General features: G+C 68.5%; 12 protein-coding genes. 5 read left to right on the top strand and 7 right to left on the bottom strand.

Annotation, left to right across the window (positions count from 1 at the left end; genetic code table 11):
• Window positions 1–37: 37 nt before the first annotated feature.
• The 3 genes from otnC to aldA are packed head-to-tail and all read left to right on the top strand — an operon-like array spanning window position 38 to window position 3,065.
• Window positions 38–682, top strand: coding sequence for a 3-oxo-tetronate 4-phosphate decarboxylase (otnC, locus tag NVS83_RS00145; protein ID WP_258737510.1), 645 nt, complete (start codon window positions 38–40; stop codon window positions 680–682).
• Between the two features lie 37 nt (window positions 683–719).
• The gene (locus NVS83_RS00140; protein WP_258737509.1) at window positions 720–1,532 is read left to right on the top strand and encodes a hydroxypyruvate isomerase family protein; all 813 of its coding nucleotides are present in this window, start codon (window positions 720–722) and stop codon (window positions 1,530–1,532) included.
• A gap of 48 nt (window positions 1,533–1,580) precedes the next feature.
• The gene (gene aldA / locus NVS83_RS00135) at window positions 1,581–3,065 is read left to right on the top strand and encodes an aldehyde dehydrogenase (RefSeq protein ID WP_258737508.1); all 1,485 of its coding nucleotides are present in this window, start codon (window positions 1,581–1,583) and stop codon (window positions 3,063–3,065) included.
• 48 nt (window positions 3,066–3,113) lie between these two features.
• Here the strand turns inward: aldA and NVS83_RS00130 are convergent, their stop codons facing one another.
• Window positions 3,114–3,896: an HpcH/HpaI aldolase family protein gene (locus tag NVS83_RS00130; RefSeq protein ID WP_258737507.1), complete on the bottom strand. Its 783-nt coding sequence runs from the start codon at window positions 3,894–3,896 to the stop codon at window positions 3,114–3,116.
• Between the two features lie 159 nt (window positions 3,897–4,055).
• Here NVS83_RS00130 and NVS83_RS00125 point away from each other — a divergent pair, with 159 nt between their 5' ends.
• Window positions 4,056–4,862, top strand: coding sequence for an HpcH/HpaI aldolase family protein (locus NVS83_RS00125; RefSeq protein WP_258737506.1), 807 nt, complete (start codon window positions 4,056–4,058; stop codon window positions 4,860–4,862).
• Between the two features lie 29 nt (window positions 4,863–4,891).
• Here the strand turns inward: NVS83_RS00125 and NVS83_RS00120 are convergent, their stop codons facing one another.
• The 6 genes from NVS83_RS00120 to NVS83_RS00095 form a co-directional block, all read right to left on the bottom strand.
• Window positions 4,892–6,289 carry a glycosyltransferase family 4 protein gene (locus NVS83_RS00120; RefSeq protein WP_258737505.1) on the bottom strand — a complete coding sequence of 466 codons (1,398 nt, stop codon included), beginning with the start codon at window positions 6,287–6,289 and terminating at the stop codon, window positions 4,892–4,894.
• Window positions 6,279–7,355 (bottom strand): polysaccharide pyruvyl transferase family protein, encoded by a 1,077-nt coding sequence (locus NVS83_RS00115; RefSeq protein ID WP_258737504.1) that lies wholly within the window; start codon window positions 7,353–7,355, stop codon window positions 6,279–6,281. Before NVS83_RS00115 ends, NVS83_RS00120 begins: the two co-directional genes overlap by 11 nt.
• Window positions 7,356–7,375: 20 nt before the next feature.
• On the bottom strand, window positions 7,376–8,827 hold the full coding sequence (locus NVS83_RS00110) for a mannose-1-phosphate guanylyltransferase/mannose-6-phosphate isomerase (RefSeq protein WP_258731467.1): 1,452 nt from the start codon (window positions 8,825–8,827) through the stop codon (window positions 7,376–7,378).
• 254 nt (window positions 8,828–9,081) lie between these two features.
• On the bottom strand, window positions 9,082–9,891 hold the full coding sequence (locus NVS83_RS00105; RefSeq protein ID WP_258737503.1) for an SDR family NAD(P)-dependent oxidoreductase: 810 nt from the start codon (window positions 9,889–9,891) through the stop codon (window positions 9,082–9,084).
• Window positions 9,888–11,192, bottom strand: coding sequence for a capsule polysaccharide biogenesis protein (locus NVS83_RS00100; protein ID WP_258737502.1), 1,305 nt, complete (start codon window positions 11,190–11,192; stop codon window positions 9,888–9,890). The genes NVS83_RS00105 and NVS83_RS00100 overlap by 4 nt, the downstream gene beginning before the upstream one ends.
• A gap of 32 nt (window positions 11,193–11,224) precedes the next feature.
• On the bottom strand, window positions 11,225–13,417 hold the full coding sequence (locus tag NVS83_RS00095) for a polysaccharide pyruvyl transferase family protein (protein ID WP_258737501.1): 2,193 nt from the start codon (window positions 13,415–13,417) through the stop codon (window positions 11,225–11,227).
• Between the two features lie 871 nt (window positions 13,418–14,288).
• Between NVS83_RS00095 and NVS83_RS00090 the strand changes: the two genes are divergently transcribed.
• Window positions 14,289–16,625: a glycosyltransferase gene (locus NVS83_RS00090; RefSeq protein ID WP_258737500.1), complete on the top strand. Its 2,337-nt coding sequence runs from the start codon at window positions 14,289–14,291 to the stop codon at window positions 16,623–16,625.
• Window positions 16,626–16,645: the final 20 nt, after the last annotated feature.

Genomic DNA, 16,645 nt, shown 5'->3' with positions numbered 1-16,645 from the left:
ACCGTGCGCCGGCCATCGGGCGGAACGGGGAAGCGGCATGAACGAGGCCGAGGCCCGCGCCGAGCTCGTGCGCCTGTCGCGTTCGCTGTTCGAGCGCGGCTACAGCGTCGGCTCGGCGGGAAATGTCAGCGTGGCGGTCGCGGACGGGCTGCTGGTGACGCCGACCAATTCCTGCCTCGGCTCGCTCGAGGCCGGGCGGATCGCCAAGCTCGACGGCGGCGGGCGCCACGTCTCCGGCGATTCCCCCTCCAAGGAGGTGTTCCTGCATCGCGCCTTCTACGAGACCCGGCCGGGCACCGGCGCGGTGGTGCACCTTCATTCCACCTATGCGACGGCGCTGTCCTGCCTCGTCGACATCGACCCGGACAACGCGATCCCGCCGCTGACGCCCTATGTGGTGATGCGCGTCGGGCGGGTGCGCCTGCTGCCCTATCTGCGGCCCGGCGATCCCGCGCTCGGCGACGCCATCCGCGCGCTGGGGGGCGCCTGCGCGGCGGTACTGCTCGCCAATCACGGCCCGGTGGTGGCGGCGCGCGACCTGCGCAGCGCGGTGTTCGCCGCCGAGGAGCTTGAGGAGACCGCGCGCCTCGCCCTGCTGCTGCGCGGCCTGCCCGCGCGGATGCTGGAGCCGGCGCGGATCGACGAACTCGAACGGGCCTTCGGCCCGGGCGCAGGGGGGTGACCGGCGGGTCGCCCGGAGGAAGGCAAGGTTTCGCGTCATGAGAAGATACAGCGCCCATATCGGCTACCTGTTCTCCGACCGGCCGCTGGTCGAGCGCATCGCGGCCGCGCGAGCGAACGGCTTCGACGCGGTCGAGAACCCCGCGCCCTATGCGACGCCCGCGCCTGTCATCGCGGCGGCACTGAAGGAGGCCGGGCTCACCTATGTGCAGATGGGCCTGCCCTCCGGCGACGCGGCGCGCGGCGAGAAGGGGCTCGCCGCCCTGCCCGAGCGCGTCGCCGAGTTCCGCGCGACGCTGGAGCCGAGCCTCGACTATGCCGAGGCCGTGGGCTGCCGCGCGATGCACGCCATGGCCGGGGTGCGGCCCGAGGGCGTGCCCGCAGCGAAGCTCTGGGACACCTATATCGGCAACCTCGCTCTCGCCGCCGACGCCGCCCGGGCGCGCGGCATGCTCCTGCTGCTGGAGCCGATCGGCAGCGGCACCATCGCCGACTACCTGCTGGACACGCCGGACCTCGCGCTGCGCGCGATCCGCGAGCTCGGCCGGGACAATGTCCGGCTGATCTTCGACGCCTTCCACACGGTGAATGCCGGCCTCGACCCGCTGCCCTTCATCCGGGACCATGCCGGGCTGATCCACCACATGCACATCGCCGACTATCCCGGCCGCCACGAGCCGGGAACCGGCACACTCGACTTCGCCGCGCTCTACGCCGCGCTCGATGCGGCCGGCTATGCCGGCTTCATCGGCTGCGAATACGTGCCCGCCGGGCGCACCGAGGATGGCCTCGGCTGGCTCGCGGCCCACAGGGCCGGAGCGATGCGCAAGGCCGGCGCGGCCCATGCGTGAGAGAGCGGACGTTCAGGACACAACAAGCCGAGCCAAGGAGAATCTCAGATGACCAAGCACACTCCGGTCGAGGGCGAATCGGCCATCGCGCTGACGCAGACCCCCGCCACCTACAGGAACTTCATCGACGGCGCCTTCGCGCCCGAGACCGCCGCCACCATCGAGGTGACGAACCCGGCCGACGGCACGCTGCTCGGCCGCATCCCCGATTCCGATGCGGCCGCGGTCGAGGCGGCGGTGGCGGCGGCGCGGCGTGCGCAGCCCGCCTGGGAGAAGCTGCCGGCGGTGGCGCGCGCCGAGCATCTGCGCGCCATTTCCGCCAGGCTGCGCCAGAACCGCCGGGCGCTCGCCGACATCGTGGTGCGTGAGCAGGGCAAGATCGCCCCGCTGGCGCAGATCGAGGTCGACTTCACCGCCGACTACATCGACTACATGGCCGAATGGGCGCGCCGGCTCGAGGGCGAGGTGCTGACCAGCGACCGGCCGAACGAGACCGTGCTGCTGCTGCGCAAGCCGCTCGGCGTGGTGGCGGGCATCCTGCCGTGGAACTTCCCGTTCTTCCTCATCGCCCGCAAGCTGGCGCCGGCGCTGGTGACCGGCAACACCATCGTCATCAAGCCGAGCGAGGAGACGCCGATCAACGCCTTCGCCTTCGCGCAGCTGGTCGCCGAGACCGACCTTCCGGCGGGTGTGTTCAACCTCGTCGGCGGGCGCGGCAAGACCGCCGGCGAGGCGCTGGTGACGCATCCGGGCATCGACATGGTGTCGTTCACCGGCAGCGTCGCCACCGGCACCCACATCATGCAGGCGGCGGGGCGAAACCTCACCCGCGTCAACCTCGAGCTCGGCGGCAAGGCGCCGGCGATCGTGCTGGCCGATGCCGACCTCGATCTGGCGGCCAAGGCGATCTACGATTCCCGCGTCATCAATACTGGGCAGGTGTGCAACTGCGCCGAGCGCGTCTATGTGGAGCGCAGCGTGCATGATGCGCTGGTCGACCGCCTGAAGACGCTGTTCGAGGGCACGCGCTATGGCGACCCGTCCAAGGAAGCGGACCTGCACATGGGCCCGCTGGTCAACAAGGCCGGCCTCGACAAGGTGGCCGCGGCGGTCGAGAAGGCCAGGTCCGACGGGGCGACCATCGTCACCGGTGGCAGGATCGCCGAACGCCCCGCCGGCTTTCACTACGAGCCGACGCTCATCACCGGCGCGCGGGCCGACATGGACATCATGCGGCGCGAGACCTTCGGCCCGGTGCTGCCGATCCAGGCGGTCGACAGCCTCGACGAGGCGATCGCCCTGTCGAACGATTCCGACTACGGGCTGACCTCCTCGATCTTCACCTCGAACCTCAATTCGGCGCTGAAGGCGAGCCGCGAGCTGAAGTTCGGCGAAACCTACATCAACCGCGAGAACTTCGAGGCGATGCAGGGCTTCCATGCCGGCCGGCGCAAGTCGGGCATCGGCGGCGCGGACGGCAAGCACGGGCTGTACGAGTTCACCGAGACCCACATGGTCTACATCCAGGGCTGAGGGCGGCGCCCCCTGTCCGTCGGCGGACGGGGGGCGCGCCTTCGCACCTCACAGCTTCAGCGCACGCAGCCGCTCGACCTCCGTCTTCGCCGCCATCATCAGGTAGCTGACGTCGGAGCCGGAGGTCAGGTAGCGCACGCCGAGCCGGATCAGGTGCTCCTGAAGCCCGGCATCGCCGCGCGCACCGCCCACCCCCATCGCCTTGCCATGGGCACGGCAGGCGGCGGCGACGCGCTCGAACACCGCCTGCATGCGCGGATCGCGATAGGCGGCGGGAATGCCCATCAGATTGCTGACGTCGAGCGCGCCGATATGGATCACGTCGACGCCCGGCACGGCGGCGATCTCGTCCACCCTCTCGATCGCGCCGGGCGTCTCGAGGATCAGGATGACGAGTTCGTCACGGTTGAGCATCTCATTGGCCTCGCCCTGCCCGACCGCCCGGTAGCCAAGGCTCGGCCCGGTGCCGTAGGCCGAGCGCACGCCGCGCGGCGGGTAGCGCAGGTTCCTCACGATCGCCTCCGTCTGCGCGGCGGTCTCGACATGCGGGACCATGACGCCCTGGCAGCCAGCGTCGAGGATGCGCGCAGCGTGGAACGGCTCGTGCGAGGGCACGCGGGCGATCGGCGTGATGCCGCAGCCGAGCGCGGCGACGCTGATCATCGCCGCCGTCTCAAGCGAGGTCGCGCTGTGCTCGAGGTCGATGAAGATGGCGTCGAAGCCGCAGGCAGCGGCGATCATCGGCACCTCGGCGCTGCGCATCTGGTTCACCGCCATGCACAGGACGAGTTCGTCATTGGCGAGTTTCGTCTTCGCCGCATTCCCCGGCATGGCCCTCTCCCCGGCAGGAAGACGGCCCGGCAGGGCGCCTTCATCGGGAACGATAGGCGGCGCCGAGGCCCGTTCCTGTCGCCCCGCCGACAGAGCCGGCCGGGCGGCGCCGCTAGCAATGCGGGAAGCAGGCGACATAGCCGCTGCCGGGGAAACGCCATGCCGAACGTCATCGAGAATGTCGCCAAGCGGAAGCTGCGCGAGGGCCGGCTGGTCCTCAGCCTCAGCGTCAACCAGATGCGCACGCCGAATATCGGCCTCGTCGCCGCCGCCTGCGGCTATGACGCGATCTATTGCGACCTCGAGCACAACCCAACCTCGCTGGAGACCGCGGCGGCGGTGTGCGTCGCGGCGCTGCCGACCGGGGTAACGCCCATCTGCCGGGTCGGCTCGCACGATCCCCATCTCATCGCCCGCGTGCTCGACTGCGGCGCGCAGGGCGTGATGGTGCCCCATGTCGGCACGGCCGAGGAGGCGAACGCTGCGGTCGAGGCGGTGCGCTTTCCCCCGCTCGGGCAACGCTCCGCCTTCAGCCAGGCGCCCACGCTCGGCTACATGACCCCGCCCCAGGGCGAGCTGCACCAGCTGCTGAACGAGCAGACGCTGCTGGTGGTGATGCTGGAGACGCCCGAGGCGGTCGAGAACGCCGACGCCATCGCCGCGGTCGAGGGGATCGACGTGGTGCATATCGGCTCCACCGATCTCAGCACCGGCATGGGCGTTCCCGGCGAGTACCGGCATCCGCTCATGCGGGCGGCCTATGAGAAGGTCGCAGCGGCAGCGAAGCGGCACGGCAAGTCGATGGGCGTGGGCGGCGTGCGCAACGACCCGGAATTCCTGGGCTGGCTGATGGATATCGGCGTGCGCTCGCTGACCGGCGCCTCCGATCTCGGCTTCATCCTTCAGGGAGGAAAGGCCGACGTGGAGGAGACGCGGCAGATCGGAGCCCGGCGGATGGGTGCCTGACGGACCGGCGCCCGAGGCGGCGCCGGCCGTCAGCTCACATTCGCGTCCTCGGGCATGAGCTGGGCATAGAGCGCGGCGAGCCGGTCGCGGTAGCGGCTCTCGGAGAACAGCGCCGCCTGCGCCCGTCCGCGCCCGGAGAGCACGCCGCGCAGCTCGGCATCGCTCGAGAGCGTCTTGATCGCGTTGGCGATGGCACGCGGATCGTAGGGGTCGACCAGCAGCGCGGCATCCCCGGCCACCTCCGGGATCGACGCCGTGTTGGAGGTGATGACCGGCGTGCCGAGCGACATGGCCTCCAGCACCGGCAGGCCGAAACCCTCGTAGAGCGAAGGGAAGACCAGCGCCTTGGCGCCGCGGATCAGGCTCACCAGCAGCGGGAACGGGGCGTAGTCGAAGCGCCGCACCCGGTCGCGCACGAAGGTCAGGTTGTCGAGCTGCTCGAGGTAACGGTTCGAGCCTTCGTTCAGGAAGCGGAGCTCCTCGCCCGCCTTCCACGCGGTCTTGCCGAGCAGCACCAGCGGCTCGTCGACCTGCGAGGCGAGATAGGCCTCGATCAGCCGGGAGATGTTCTTCTTCGGCTCGATGGCGCCGAAGAACAGGAAGTAGCCCTTGTAGGTGAGGCCGAACGCGCCCTCCACCTCCTCGCGCACCAGATCGTCCGGCTTCTCGGCGTATTTCGCCGGGATCGAGACCGCCTGGTAGGTGTTGGTGATCTTCTCCTCGGGGTAGTCGAACAGCTCGACGATGTCGCGCTTCGACGATTCCGAGACGGTGACGACGTGGTCGGCGCGCTGCAGCACGCCCTGGATCATGCGCTTGTAGAACTTCTTGTTGTCGAGCGTGGTGAAGGGCAGGCGCAGCGGCACGAGGTCGTGCAGCGTGTAGATGTTGCGCGTGCCCGGCAGCCTGATCGGCAGCGGGTAGGTCCAGTGCATCAGGTCCGGCCGCGGCACCCCGCCGACGGTGAGGAAGTGCTTGTAGGCGCGGAAATGCCAGTAGCTGCGCGAGAACAGCTCCGGCGCGTTCCAGATCCGGTCGTAATGGGGCATGCGCGACTGGAAGGCGCGCGAGATCACCTTGCCGCTCATCGGCACGTCGCGCGCGCGGATGCCCATCGGCGAGGTGCAGAGCTGGACGAGCCGCCGGCTGAGTTCCAGCAGGAAGGACGGTGAGCCGGCATTCGGATCGAAGAAGGCGATCTCCCGCAGCAGGGGGTCCGTGCTTGGGGCGGCACGGGTGCCGTAGAGGATCTCGGTCCGATAGCCGAGCTCACCGCAGGCGAAGCTCAGATTGCGGGCATAGGTGGCGACACCCGTGCCCGCCTCGAGCGCAAGATTGTAGCCGTCGATCATCACCGTCCCACGACGCGCCGGCCGCGAGAGCATGGACGGGGCCGGCGCGCCGGCCCCGTTTTCGTCACCCCGCAACAGCCTGCACCTCCGGCGTCCGCGCCCGGGCCCGCGCCACGCCGCCGACATGCGCGTAGGGGATATCGCGGATCAGCGGATGCTCGAAGACGGTCTGTCCGCGCGGGGCGGAGATCGGCGCCACGTCGATCGGGAGCGCCTCGATCAGCGGATCGATGTCGAACTCGACCGGCTTCCACGCGATGTCGATCGACCACATCAGGTGTTCCCAGTCGGTCGGCTTGTTGCGGCGCTGCACATAGACCGGGATGCGCGGGATGCCGAGCCCGAGATAGAGGTCGGTGATGCGCAGGTCGTAGCCGTCGTCGGGGTCCATGACGCGCCCGATCAGCCCCTCGGGCGTGCCGCGCGGGGAGAAGTAGAGGCACGGAATGCCGTAGCTCTCCGCGAACACCATGCCGTGCAGGCTGGTGGAGACCAGCCGCTTGCAGGAGAGAATCTCGTCGAGCTTCTCGCGCATCGAGGCCGCGCTGACCTCGGTCAGCGTGTTAATGATGCGCACGCTGTCCTTGAACTCGTCCGGAATGTGGTAGCGCGAATAGGCCTCGCGCGGCTGCGCGTCGAGCGAGCGGTCCACCAGGTCGGAGAGGTGGACGATGACGCCGAGCTCCCACTTCTTCTCGACCGGCGGGTTGTAGAAGCGCGGCAGCGCCCACACCGGATCGCCATAGACCGGCTTGCCGACCGCATTGTCCTCGCCGCCGAGCAGCCCCCGGCTGACCGGGCCGCGCGTCGCGTGGATGCGGTAGCGCGTGCCGGGATCGGGGTGGAAGGGCACGCGCTCGCCCTCGCCGCCCGTGTTGATGTAGCGCGAGGAACCGGTACCCCAGACCGACACGTCGCCGTTCTTCAGATTCTGGGCGATGGTGCCGACCGCCGCCATGCGCACGCTGTTCGCGTCATGCGCCTGGTGCACGATCGGCTTGCCGGAGAGGAGCGCCACCATGACGGGGCTGAGGGCGTCGCCCAGATTCAGGTAGTTCTGCGTGCGCGTGGCGGCCACCCAGCTAAGGGGAACGGTGCCCGTCTCACGCACCATCTTGCGCAGCGAGTCTTGGTGGAGCACGTCGCGTTTCCTTCTATTGGTCATGGCAGGGCGACCGCCGGCGCGGATTCGACGCGGTTGTAGACGTCGTCGAGCCGGACGATGTCGTCCTCGCCGAGATAGGAGCCGACCTGGACCTCGATGAGCTCGAGCGGGATGCGGCCGGGATTGGTGAGGCGGTGGACGGCGCCGAGCGGGATGTAGGTCGACTCGTTTTCCTGCACCATGAACACCTCCTCGCCGACCGTGACCTCGGCGGTGCCGTGCACGACGATCCAGTGCTCGGAACGGTGGTGGTGGCGCTGCAGCGAGAGCCGCTCGCCCGGATCGACGATGATCTTCTTCACCCGGAAGCGGCCGCCGAGATTGATCGTCTCGTAGCTGCCCCAGGGCCGGTAGCAGCGGGGATGCTCGTTGGCCTCGTTGCGCCGCTCGGCCTTGAGCGAGGCGACGAGGTGCTTGACCTCTTCCGAGCGCTCGGACGGCATGACCAGCACGGCGTCGCCGGTGGCCACCACCGAAAGCCCCTCCACGCCGATGGCCGCGACCAGCGGGCCCTCGGAATGGATGTAGGAGTTGGCGGCGTCGATGACCCGTACCGGGCCGCGGGTGACATTGCCGGCCTCGTCGGACTCGGCGATCTCGCGCATGGCGTTCCAGCTGCCGACGTCCGACCAGGGGAAGCTGCCCTCGACCACGGCGGCGCGGCTGGTGCGCTCCAGCACGGCATAGTCGATGGACAGGCTCGGCGCGGTGCGGAACTCGGCGCCGAGGCGGCAGAAGCCGAGGTCGCTCCGCGCGCTCGCGACCGCGCCGCGCACCGCCTCGACGATCTCGGGCTCGAAGCCCTCGGCCTCTTCCAGCATCACATGGGCGGGGAACAGGAAGTTGCCCGAGTTCCAGAGGTAGCCGGCCTCGACATAGTCGCGGGCCATGGCGGCGTTCGGCTTCTCGGCGAAGGCCTCGACCCGCGCCGCCGAGCCGCCGTTCAGCGCGCTGCCGCGGCGGATATAGCCGTAGGAGGTACGCGGCTCGGTCGGCGTGATGCCGAAGGTGACGATGTGGCCGAGCCCGGCCGCCGCGAGCGCCTTGCCGCACGCCTCGCGGAACGAGGCGGTGTCGCCGATGACGTGATCGGCGGCGAGCACCAGCAGGGTCGCCTCCTCGCCGTGGAGCTGCTGGGCGAGCAGCGTCGCGGCCAGCAGCGCCGGCGCGGAATCGCGGCGCACCGGCTCCAGCAGCACGGTCGGCTCGATGCCGATCTCGCGCGCCTGGCGCTGGGCGAAGAAGCGGAATTCCTCGTTTGTGACGATGATCGGCGAGGCGAACATGTCGCCCGGCGCGACGCGCTGGAGGGTGTCCTGATAGAGCGTGGCTCCCGAAGTGGAGAGCGGCAGGAACTGCTTCGGCAGGGAATCGCGCGAAATCGGCCAGAGCCGGGTTCCGGACCCACCCGCGAGAATGACCGGGACGATCTTAGAGCCAGCGACCATCGGTTGCCCTCCTCACTTTGGGAAAGTCATGACACAGTAGTGGGACGGCACATGCCCGAACCACTTCGCAAGTGCGAAATGATATACGTCATATGGAATAACTCAATACAAATTAGGTACCGAAATTTACTTCGGATTTCATTCGTATTTTAATCCTTAGACTCAGCAGAGTTTCTTATCACTTTGTCATAAATGCGGAATATCTACGACACTGCGGTCTTATTGACCGCCGCGCCGCGAATTACCGCACCGCATCATTCCCGAAGGTCGCTCATCGCCACCTCACCTCCCGGGTGGCGGACGCCGACCGCGAAGAACTGGCGCACGACCCATTCGCGCAGGACGCCCGGCACGAAGCGGGACAGGCCGATCAGCGCAACCAGCGGCAGCGGGAAGGCGACGCTGCGCGCACCGCGCTCGGCCGCCGTGGCGATGGCGGCGGCGGCCCGCTCCGCGCTCCATTCGAACGGCCGCCAGCCCTCGTAGCCGCGGCTCATGCCGGTGGCGACGAAGCCCGGACAGGCGACGGTCAGCCGCACGCCCTGCTGCGCCAGCACCGGGCGCAGCGCCTCGCCGAAGGCGATCAGCCCCGCCTTGGTGGCGCTGTAGGTCGGCTGGTCGTGCAGCGGCATGCGCCCGGCGAGCGAGGAAACGAGGACGACCCGCCCCGCGCCTCGCGCGCGCATCGAATCGAGCAGCGGCAGCACCGTCGCCACCGCGCCCTCGAAATTGGTGCGGATCTGCGCCAGCACCTCCGGCAGCGTCTCCGCCTCGCCCATCCGCCCGAGGCTCGCCTCGACGCCGGCATTGGCGAACACGGTATCGATCGGCATCCGCGCGTCCTGCTCGGCGACGAAGCGGGCGAGCGCGGCGCTGTCGCGTACATCGAGCTGCGCCGTCGTCACCAGCGCGCCCCGGCGGCGGCAGTCCTGCGCCACCGTCTCCAGCCGCTCGGCATTGCGGGCGACCAGCAGCAGCGCGACCTCCGGGCGGGCGTAGTGGCGGGCCAGTGCCGCCCCGAGCCCGCTCGAGGCGCCGGTGACGAGGATGCGCCGCCCGTTCACGCGGGCACCCGCTCGTCGCTCGCCATGCGGGCGAGAAGGCTTTCCACGGCGCGCCCGATGGTCGCCGGCGCGAAGAAGCCGCCGGCAAGCTGGGTGCGCGCCAGGACCACACACCGGTAGGCGTTCACGAGATCCCGGTCCGGCGGCGGCGCGCCGTTCCAGAATGAATCGAGCGCGCCCTGATGGGCGAGGCCCGGCATGTCGTAGGTGGCGCGGCCGAGCACCTTCAGCGGCTTCCCATGCTGCAGGGTCGCAAGCGCCGTGGTCGAGTTCACCAGCACCACGCCGGAGCTGGCGGCGATCAGCGGATCGATGTCGCCGCCCTCGACGAACACGACGCGCCCGGCGATGTCGTGCTCGCGCGCCACGCGCTCCACCATCCGCCGGGTCGCCGGCAGGCCGGTGTCGTAGGGATGTCGCTTGACGACAAGGCGCGCCGCGTCATGGGCCGAGCACGCGAAGGAGGAGAGTACGAGCCGCACCACCTCCTCCACCGAGCCGAAGGGCGAATGGGCGCGCATCTGGAAGTCGCCCTCGAGCTGCAGCGGCAGCAGGAAATGGGGGGCACCGTCGGCGAGCCGCGCGCGGGCCGCCCGGTCACGCCGCGCCGCACCCGGCGCGTCGAGCCATCGCGCCGCCCAGCCAACATAGTCGAGCGCGGGGTGCGCGAGCGTATGGCGCCGGTAGCGCAGGAACAGCGGCGCGAGCACGGCGTGGCCGGCGTGCCAGGCGATGTCCCACAGCGCCCGGCGGGCGAACGGCTCGGCGGAAGGCGAACTGTTCTCCGCCGGCTCGGGCAGCCGCGACGCCGCCTCACGCAGCGCCTCGGGCGTGCGCGGAAGATCGGAATGGCCGTTCACGCCCCAGTTCTCGCAGGTGATCCAGCCGGGCCGCACATAGCCCTCCTCGAGCAGGTGCAGCCGCACGCCACGCGCGCGGCCGATCGCCACCGCCGGCGCGTGATAGGGCCGGCAGTCGCCGAACAGCACGATGTCGCTCACCGCCTCGTCGGCCATCAGCCGCTCGAGACGGGCCGGCCAGTCCTCGAGCCGGCCGAGATAGAGCCGCGCCCGGTCGGGCCAGAAGACGAGGTCGCCGCCGCACAGATGCACCTTCACGATGCGCCCCCCGCGCCGGCGCAGCGCCCGCGCCAGCCTTACGGCGAAGGGCGAGGCCGGGCCCTGCAGGAAGAGGAAGCAGCGCCCGGCGAAGTCGCGGGCGTGCAGGCCCGCGCCTGCGGCCTGCCGCTCCTGCCCCGCGCGCAGCTCCGGCAGCGCCTTACGCTCCGCGACGAAGCCCATCGGCGGGCGCCCGGCGCAATGTGCCGCGCCGTTCAATAGTCGATCCGATCGACGATCTCGGCCGGCAGCGGCCAGGTCATCTCGTCCGGCGACACCGCCAGCGGCATCGGGAAGGCGCGGATCAGCGGCTGGTCGTCATAGGTCAGCGGCCGCCACGTGCCGTGGACCCAGGAGAGCACCTGGTCCCAGTCGGTCGGCTTGGAACGGTCGAGGCAGAAGGAGGACAGCGTGCTGCGCCCGACACCGGAATAGAAGTCGCGCATCCGGTGGTCGATCTGGTGCTGCGCATTGCCGAGGTCGAGCATCCGACCCTCGCCGTCGCCATAGGTGGCGAACCAGGCGCAGGGAATGCCGTAGGTCTCGGAGATGACGAGCCCGTGCAGGCTGGTCGAGACGATGGCGCGGCAGGAGACGATCTCCTCCACCTTGCGGCGCATGGCGTCGGCGGTCGGGTCGCAATGGGTGTTGATGAGGCGGATGCGGTCCTTGAACGCGTCCGGCACCACGTAGCGCCGCAGCGACGGCTTGACGCCCGCCTCCGGCGTGCGGTCCTCGAGCTCGGTGATGTGGAGGATGACGCCGAGGTCGTGCGTCTTCTCGACATCCTTCATCGGCCAGAAGCGCGGCAGCATCCACACCGGGTCACCGAAGACGTCGGGCACCTCGATGCCGGCGGCGCGCAGCGTGCGGGCGCTGTTCGGCCCGCGTAGCGCATGAACGTGGAACGCCGTGTCGGCCGGGCGCACATAGCCGCGCACCAGCGGGTCGACCGGGTTGCGCTCGGCATCGACGCCAGTTCCCCAGAAGTGCAGGATCCCGTTGCGCTGGTTGTGGCCGATCGTACCGACGGCGACCATGCGCTCGATGGCCTGGTCGAAGCCCGCGCGCCGCACCGGCACGCCGGCCATGCCCGCAACGATCAGCGCGCTCAGCGTATCGCCGAGATTCGCATAGGGGCTCTCGCGGGTGGTGGCCGCCCAGGACAGGGGAATAGAAATGCGGTCAGCGTTCATGCGCAGGAGGGTGGCAACCTCCGGCGTGATTCCGGCGGGTGGAGCCTTTTCGAAGCCGACCACTTTCGCCACCGTCGATGGAACCGCAGCGGGCTTTTCGCCCCCCTCCCTTTCGGGTTCCAACGCCCGAGCTTCCGTTTGGTTCACTTCGATCGGATCGGCGGGGTCGCTGTCGCGGTCCTGTTGGCGCAGCAGCGCCACGTCATGCTGCAAAATCAATCCCTTGATGACTGGATGGTCCCAGATGCTCTTGCCCGAGGGCGCCTTGAGCGGCGACGGCGTGAAGGGAAACGCCTCGATCAGCTTCTTGGAATCGAAGGTGACGGGCTCCCAGGTGCGGTCCACCGCATCCATCACCGCCTGCCAGTCGGTGGGCCGGCCACGGTCCTGGAAATAGGCGGGGATGTGGCGCCGGCCGAGACCGAGATAGAGGTCGACGATGCGCAGGTCCGCCGGCCCCTCCGGATCCAGCGCCAGCCGGCCGAGCCCGCGGGGCTCGGAGAGCGGGGGGAAATAGAGGCAGGGAATGCCGTAGGCCTCGGCGATGATCAGCCCGTGCATGCTCATCGAGACGATGCGCTCGCAGGCGAGGATCTCGTCGAGCTTGGCCTTCAGCGCCGGCACGCCGAGCGGCGTCACCGTGGTGATGAGGTGGACGTCGTCCTGGAACTCCTCGGGCACGTCGTAGCGCTCGAACGCCGGCAGCGGGTGCGGCTCGTAGGAGCGGTCGGCGAGCTCGGACAGGTGCAGGATCACGCCGAGCTTCCACTTCTTGCGGATGCGCGGGCGGTAGAAACGCGGCAGCAGCCAAGCCGGGTCGCCATAGAGCCCCGGCCGCTTGCCGCCATTGGCCATCAGGCGCTCGGCGACCGGCCCGCTGGTGGCGTGCAGCACGATGGCGCCGTGGCCGGGCGGGGCGAAGGCGACGCGCCGGTCGAGCGGCGCCGAGGGGTTCTTCCAGGGCGAGCAGCCGGTGCCCCAGACATGTACCTGCCCGCCCTCGAAGGTGTGGCCGATCGCACCGATCGCGGCCATGCGCACCGAATGCGACTTCGCCGGCACGCGCCGCACCGGCACCCCGCCGACCATGGCCGTCAGCACCGGGCTCAGCGCGTCCTCGAAGTTGAGATAGTCCATCAGGGTAGTCGACCCGGCCCAGCCGAGCCGTACCTCACCCTCGGATTGTACGAGTGCCTCCAGCGCTGTTTTCATGAGCCCTCACGCGCCTCAAGCAAACCCGAAATATCCATACGGTTGCGATCCATCCAACGCTCTACGTGAAAATAGAATTGTCTTTTTCATTCGGCGTGTCCACTCCGACATAAATATTCGGGGGAAGTGGAACCTTATCGCAGAAGCTGCGTTAGGTCACCCCCACAACCGTTCCGATAGGCTCTTCGCCGGGTGCCGGCATGCGTTTCGGCAACCGTAGCGACGCGTTGCCGCCGGGAGAGTACCTCGCAAGGTTGCATTGCACCCATGCAATTTTCGCAGTGCGGGATATGCCGCAGAACACTACCGCTGGTCAAACGCATTCGTCAGCTAGAGCGCGCCGGTAAATTCGCACCCGCGCAGCCGTTTCACGTTATCGCCGCAATCTAGTGAGTCTAATTAATAGTGATGTCGAGAAATGACTCATGTCAGATGTGATGGAAATTTGTTCAAAAATGCTTCCATTAAAACGGCGTAATCGATTACTCACTTTTGCGGTTTCTGAGTACCCTTTTCGGCCAAAATCGGTGAGATAATACACAAATCAGCATCTAGACAGATCATCATTTTTGATGCTGCAATGCAAACGATAGGCATCATCTGTAGACATTTAGGCGGCGTTCGACGGCCGGTCCCCGTCGGATCCGTCGACCAGCGAGACGGGTGGCTCATGAATTTTGAGAACTTCGGACATGAGTCTGGACGCGCATTCGGTCAGGAGAGCCTCGTCTCCTGGGTACGAAATCTGCGCGAAACACGCACCGGGGATGATGCGGCGCAAATCATAGAACAACTTCAGATTTCACTGGATACCGTTGGATCGCGACCAAATTACTTGCGAATTGCAAACAGTGAACACGTAGTTGGCGGCGTGTTCGTCGAGGACGGCCAGTGCGTCGCCTGGGGCTTCGATCGCCACGACCTGATGAAGCCGGTGACGCTTCGCCTTCAGGTCGATGGAACGACGATCTTCCGCTGCACCACCGCGCCGGCCACCCACGAGTCGATCCTCGCCACCGGCTACCGCCTTTCCGGGCACCGGCAGATGGTTCTCACGGTCGAAGAGACCAGCGCCTATTCGGGCCCCCTCGCCGCGCAGCCCTACTGGCCGAACGTGGAAACCCGCGACGACCTCACCCAGTTCATCTCCGGCATCGGCGACAGCGCCCGGGAAGCGCGCATGCGCCATCTCGTCTGGCACGAGATTCCCAACGTGACGCGGCGCCTCGAGACCTCCGACGAGCCGCCCGCCCGCTGGCGCGCCTCGGTCTATACGCGCTTCATGGCCAACCGGCTGGAGATGAAGGGCAAGCTTTCCGGCGGCCAGTCGGTTGCCAACTGGATCGTCTCGGAAGTGTTCGAGGACTGGTACAAGCGCCAGGTCTTCTGCCTGACCGACGAGATCCACACGTTGCTGAGCGAACCGGTTATGAACCGGCGGGTGATGAAGCACGAAATCAGCCTCACCCTGTTCGCCTTCTGGCGCCGGCACTACCCGCACATCGACATCTTCACCGAGGAAGGCCTGCGGCTCGTCCAGTTCAAGTTCGCCACCGCGCCCTTCATCGCGGACAAGAACAACGTGAAGCTGATCTCGGACGGCCTGCGTCGCTCGCTGTCGGCGCCGGCGGAGATGTACCGCAACCGCGAGTTGCCCTGGAGCTGGTACTGGCTGTTCCTCCTCGAGGACCAGGGGCTCGGCAACCGGCTGCGCGACGAGGACTTCGCGCGCCTCACCAGCTTCAAGGAAGTCGCGCTCGACGTGACCCAGCCCGACCGGCTGTCCTTCACCCCGCATGTCTGGCGCGCCTATTGGGGCGCCGGCGGGACGCCCGACTTCACCCGCTTCGACCTGGCGCTGATCTCGATCCTCGCCGACACGCCGCTTCCCGAGGTCGCGGTGGCCGAGCGCGGAGCCGACTTCTGGCGGGCGCGGCTGCAGGAGGACATCTATGCGCGGGCGCCGGAGCTCGCCGTCCTCTCCGCGCTGGGACGCGTCGAGGTGATGCCGGCCGCCATTCCCGACGAGGTACCGCGGCGCGATCTCGTCATCATCGGCCACGCCAACGAGACCGGAGTCGGGCGCAACCTCTCCATGTTCGGAGAGGCGCTCTCCTCCTTCTCGCCGCTGATCTTCAACGCGGACGACGGCGCCTGCGTCAATCCGGACGGCGACTACAACCCCTCGGTCGGGGTGCGCGCCCGCGTCGTGCTGTTGTGCGTCAACGCCGACCGCACGCCGGAGATGATCGCCCGCTTCGCCGGCATCTGCGAGGACGCGCACATCATCGGCTTCTACCTGTGGGAGAGCGACCGGCCGCCGGCCAGCCACACGCTGGGCGCGCTCGCCGTCGACGAGATCTGGACGCCGAGCAACTACGTCGCCGAGGCCTATCGCAAGATCACCCCGGTGCCGGTCACCGTGGTCGACAAGGGGCTGCACGCGCCGCTCTCGCACGTCCCGTTCCTCGACCGTTTCCGGCACGACCCGTCCGAGTTCATCTTCCTGACGGCGGCGGAGTTCGGCTCGTCCATCGTGCGCAAGAACCCGCTCGACGTGGTGAAGGCGTTCCAGCGGGCGTTCGAGGGCAGCGATCTCAATGTGCGGCTTCTGATCAAGATCCGCGAGATTAATCCCGGCCACTGGAGCAACATCGATTCCTACTGGGAGGAGATCGAGGAGCGCATCGCCGGCGATGACCGTATCGCCATCGTCGAGGGCAACCTGACGTCCGAGGAATACTGGACGCTGATGTGGAGCGTCGACGCGATGGTCTCGCTCCACCGCTCGGAAGGCTTCGGCTACTTCATCGCCGACGCGATGTTCGCGGGCAAGGCGGTGGTGGTCTCCGACTATTCCGGCTCGCAGGACTTCTGCGATTCCGGCAACGCCTTCCTGGTTCCGGTGCAGCAGACCCCGGCGCCGCCGGAATATCTGGCGAGCCGCGGCTATATCGGCCAGTGGGGTGCGCCGGACGTCGAGGCCGCCGCCCGGGCCCTGTACGAGGCTGCCGCGGATGCGGATCTTCGCGCGGCCCGCGCCGAAGCCGGACAGGCCGGCATCAACCGCAAGTACGACTTCGCCCGGTGGAGCGACGCGGTGTCCGCGCGCATCCAGGAGCGGATCGACCAGGGCCGCCGGATGGCGGACGCGGCGCCGGAAGAGCCGGCCGCGTCCGAGGCGGCGATCGCAGCCGCGGGGCGCTAGGCGCCTCGCGACCTGCCGCA

Origin of the sequence: Ancylobacter mangrovi (genome assembly GCF_024752335.1) — a bacterium.
GTDB lineage: Bacteria > Pseudomonadota > Alphaproteobacteria > Rhizobiales > Xanthobacteraceae > Ancylobacter > Ancylobacter mangrovi.
Note: the sequence above shows the minus strand (reverse complement) of the source record. Positions and strands in the feature narration are given on the sequence as shown.

What these genes read in the sequence shown, in the direction of transcription:
- otnC (WP_258737510.1), top strand. Translation starts at nt 38, where the DNA reads ATGAACGAGGCCGAGGCCCGCGCCGAGCTCGTGCGCCTGTCGCGTTCG.
- NVS83_RS00140 (WP_258737509.1), top strand. Translation starts at nt 720, where the DNA reads ATGAGAAGATACAGCGCCCATATCGGCTACCTGTTCTCCGACCGGCCG.
- aldA (WP_258737508.1), top strand. Translation starts at nt 1,581, where the DNA reads ATGACCAAGCACACTCCGGTCGAGGGCGAATCGGCCATCGCGCTGACG.
- NVS83_RS00130 (WP_258737507.1), bottom strand. Translation starts at nt 3,896, where the DNA reads ATGCCGGGGAATGCGGCGAAGACGAAACTCGCCAATGACGAACTCGTC.
- NVS83_RS00125 (WP_258737506.1), top strand. Translation starts at nt 4,056, where the DNA reads ATGCCGAACGTCATCGAGAATGTCGCCAAGCGGAAGCTGCGCGAGGGC.
- NVS83_RS00110 (WP_258731467.1), bottom strand. Translation starts at nt 8,827, where the DNA reads ATGGTCGCTGGCTCTAAGATCGTCCCGGTCATTCTCGCGGGTGGGTCC.
- NVS83_RS00100 (WP_258737502.1), bottom strand. Translation starts at nt 11,192, where the DNA reads ATGGGCTTCGTCGCGGAGCGTAAGGCGCTGCCGGAGCTGCGCGCGGGG.
- NVS83_RS00095 (WP_258737501.1), bottom strand. Translation starts at nt 13,417, where the DNA reads ATGAAAACAGCGCTGGAGGCACTCGTACAATCCGAGGGTGAGGTACGG.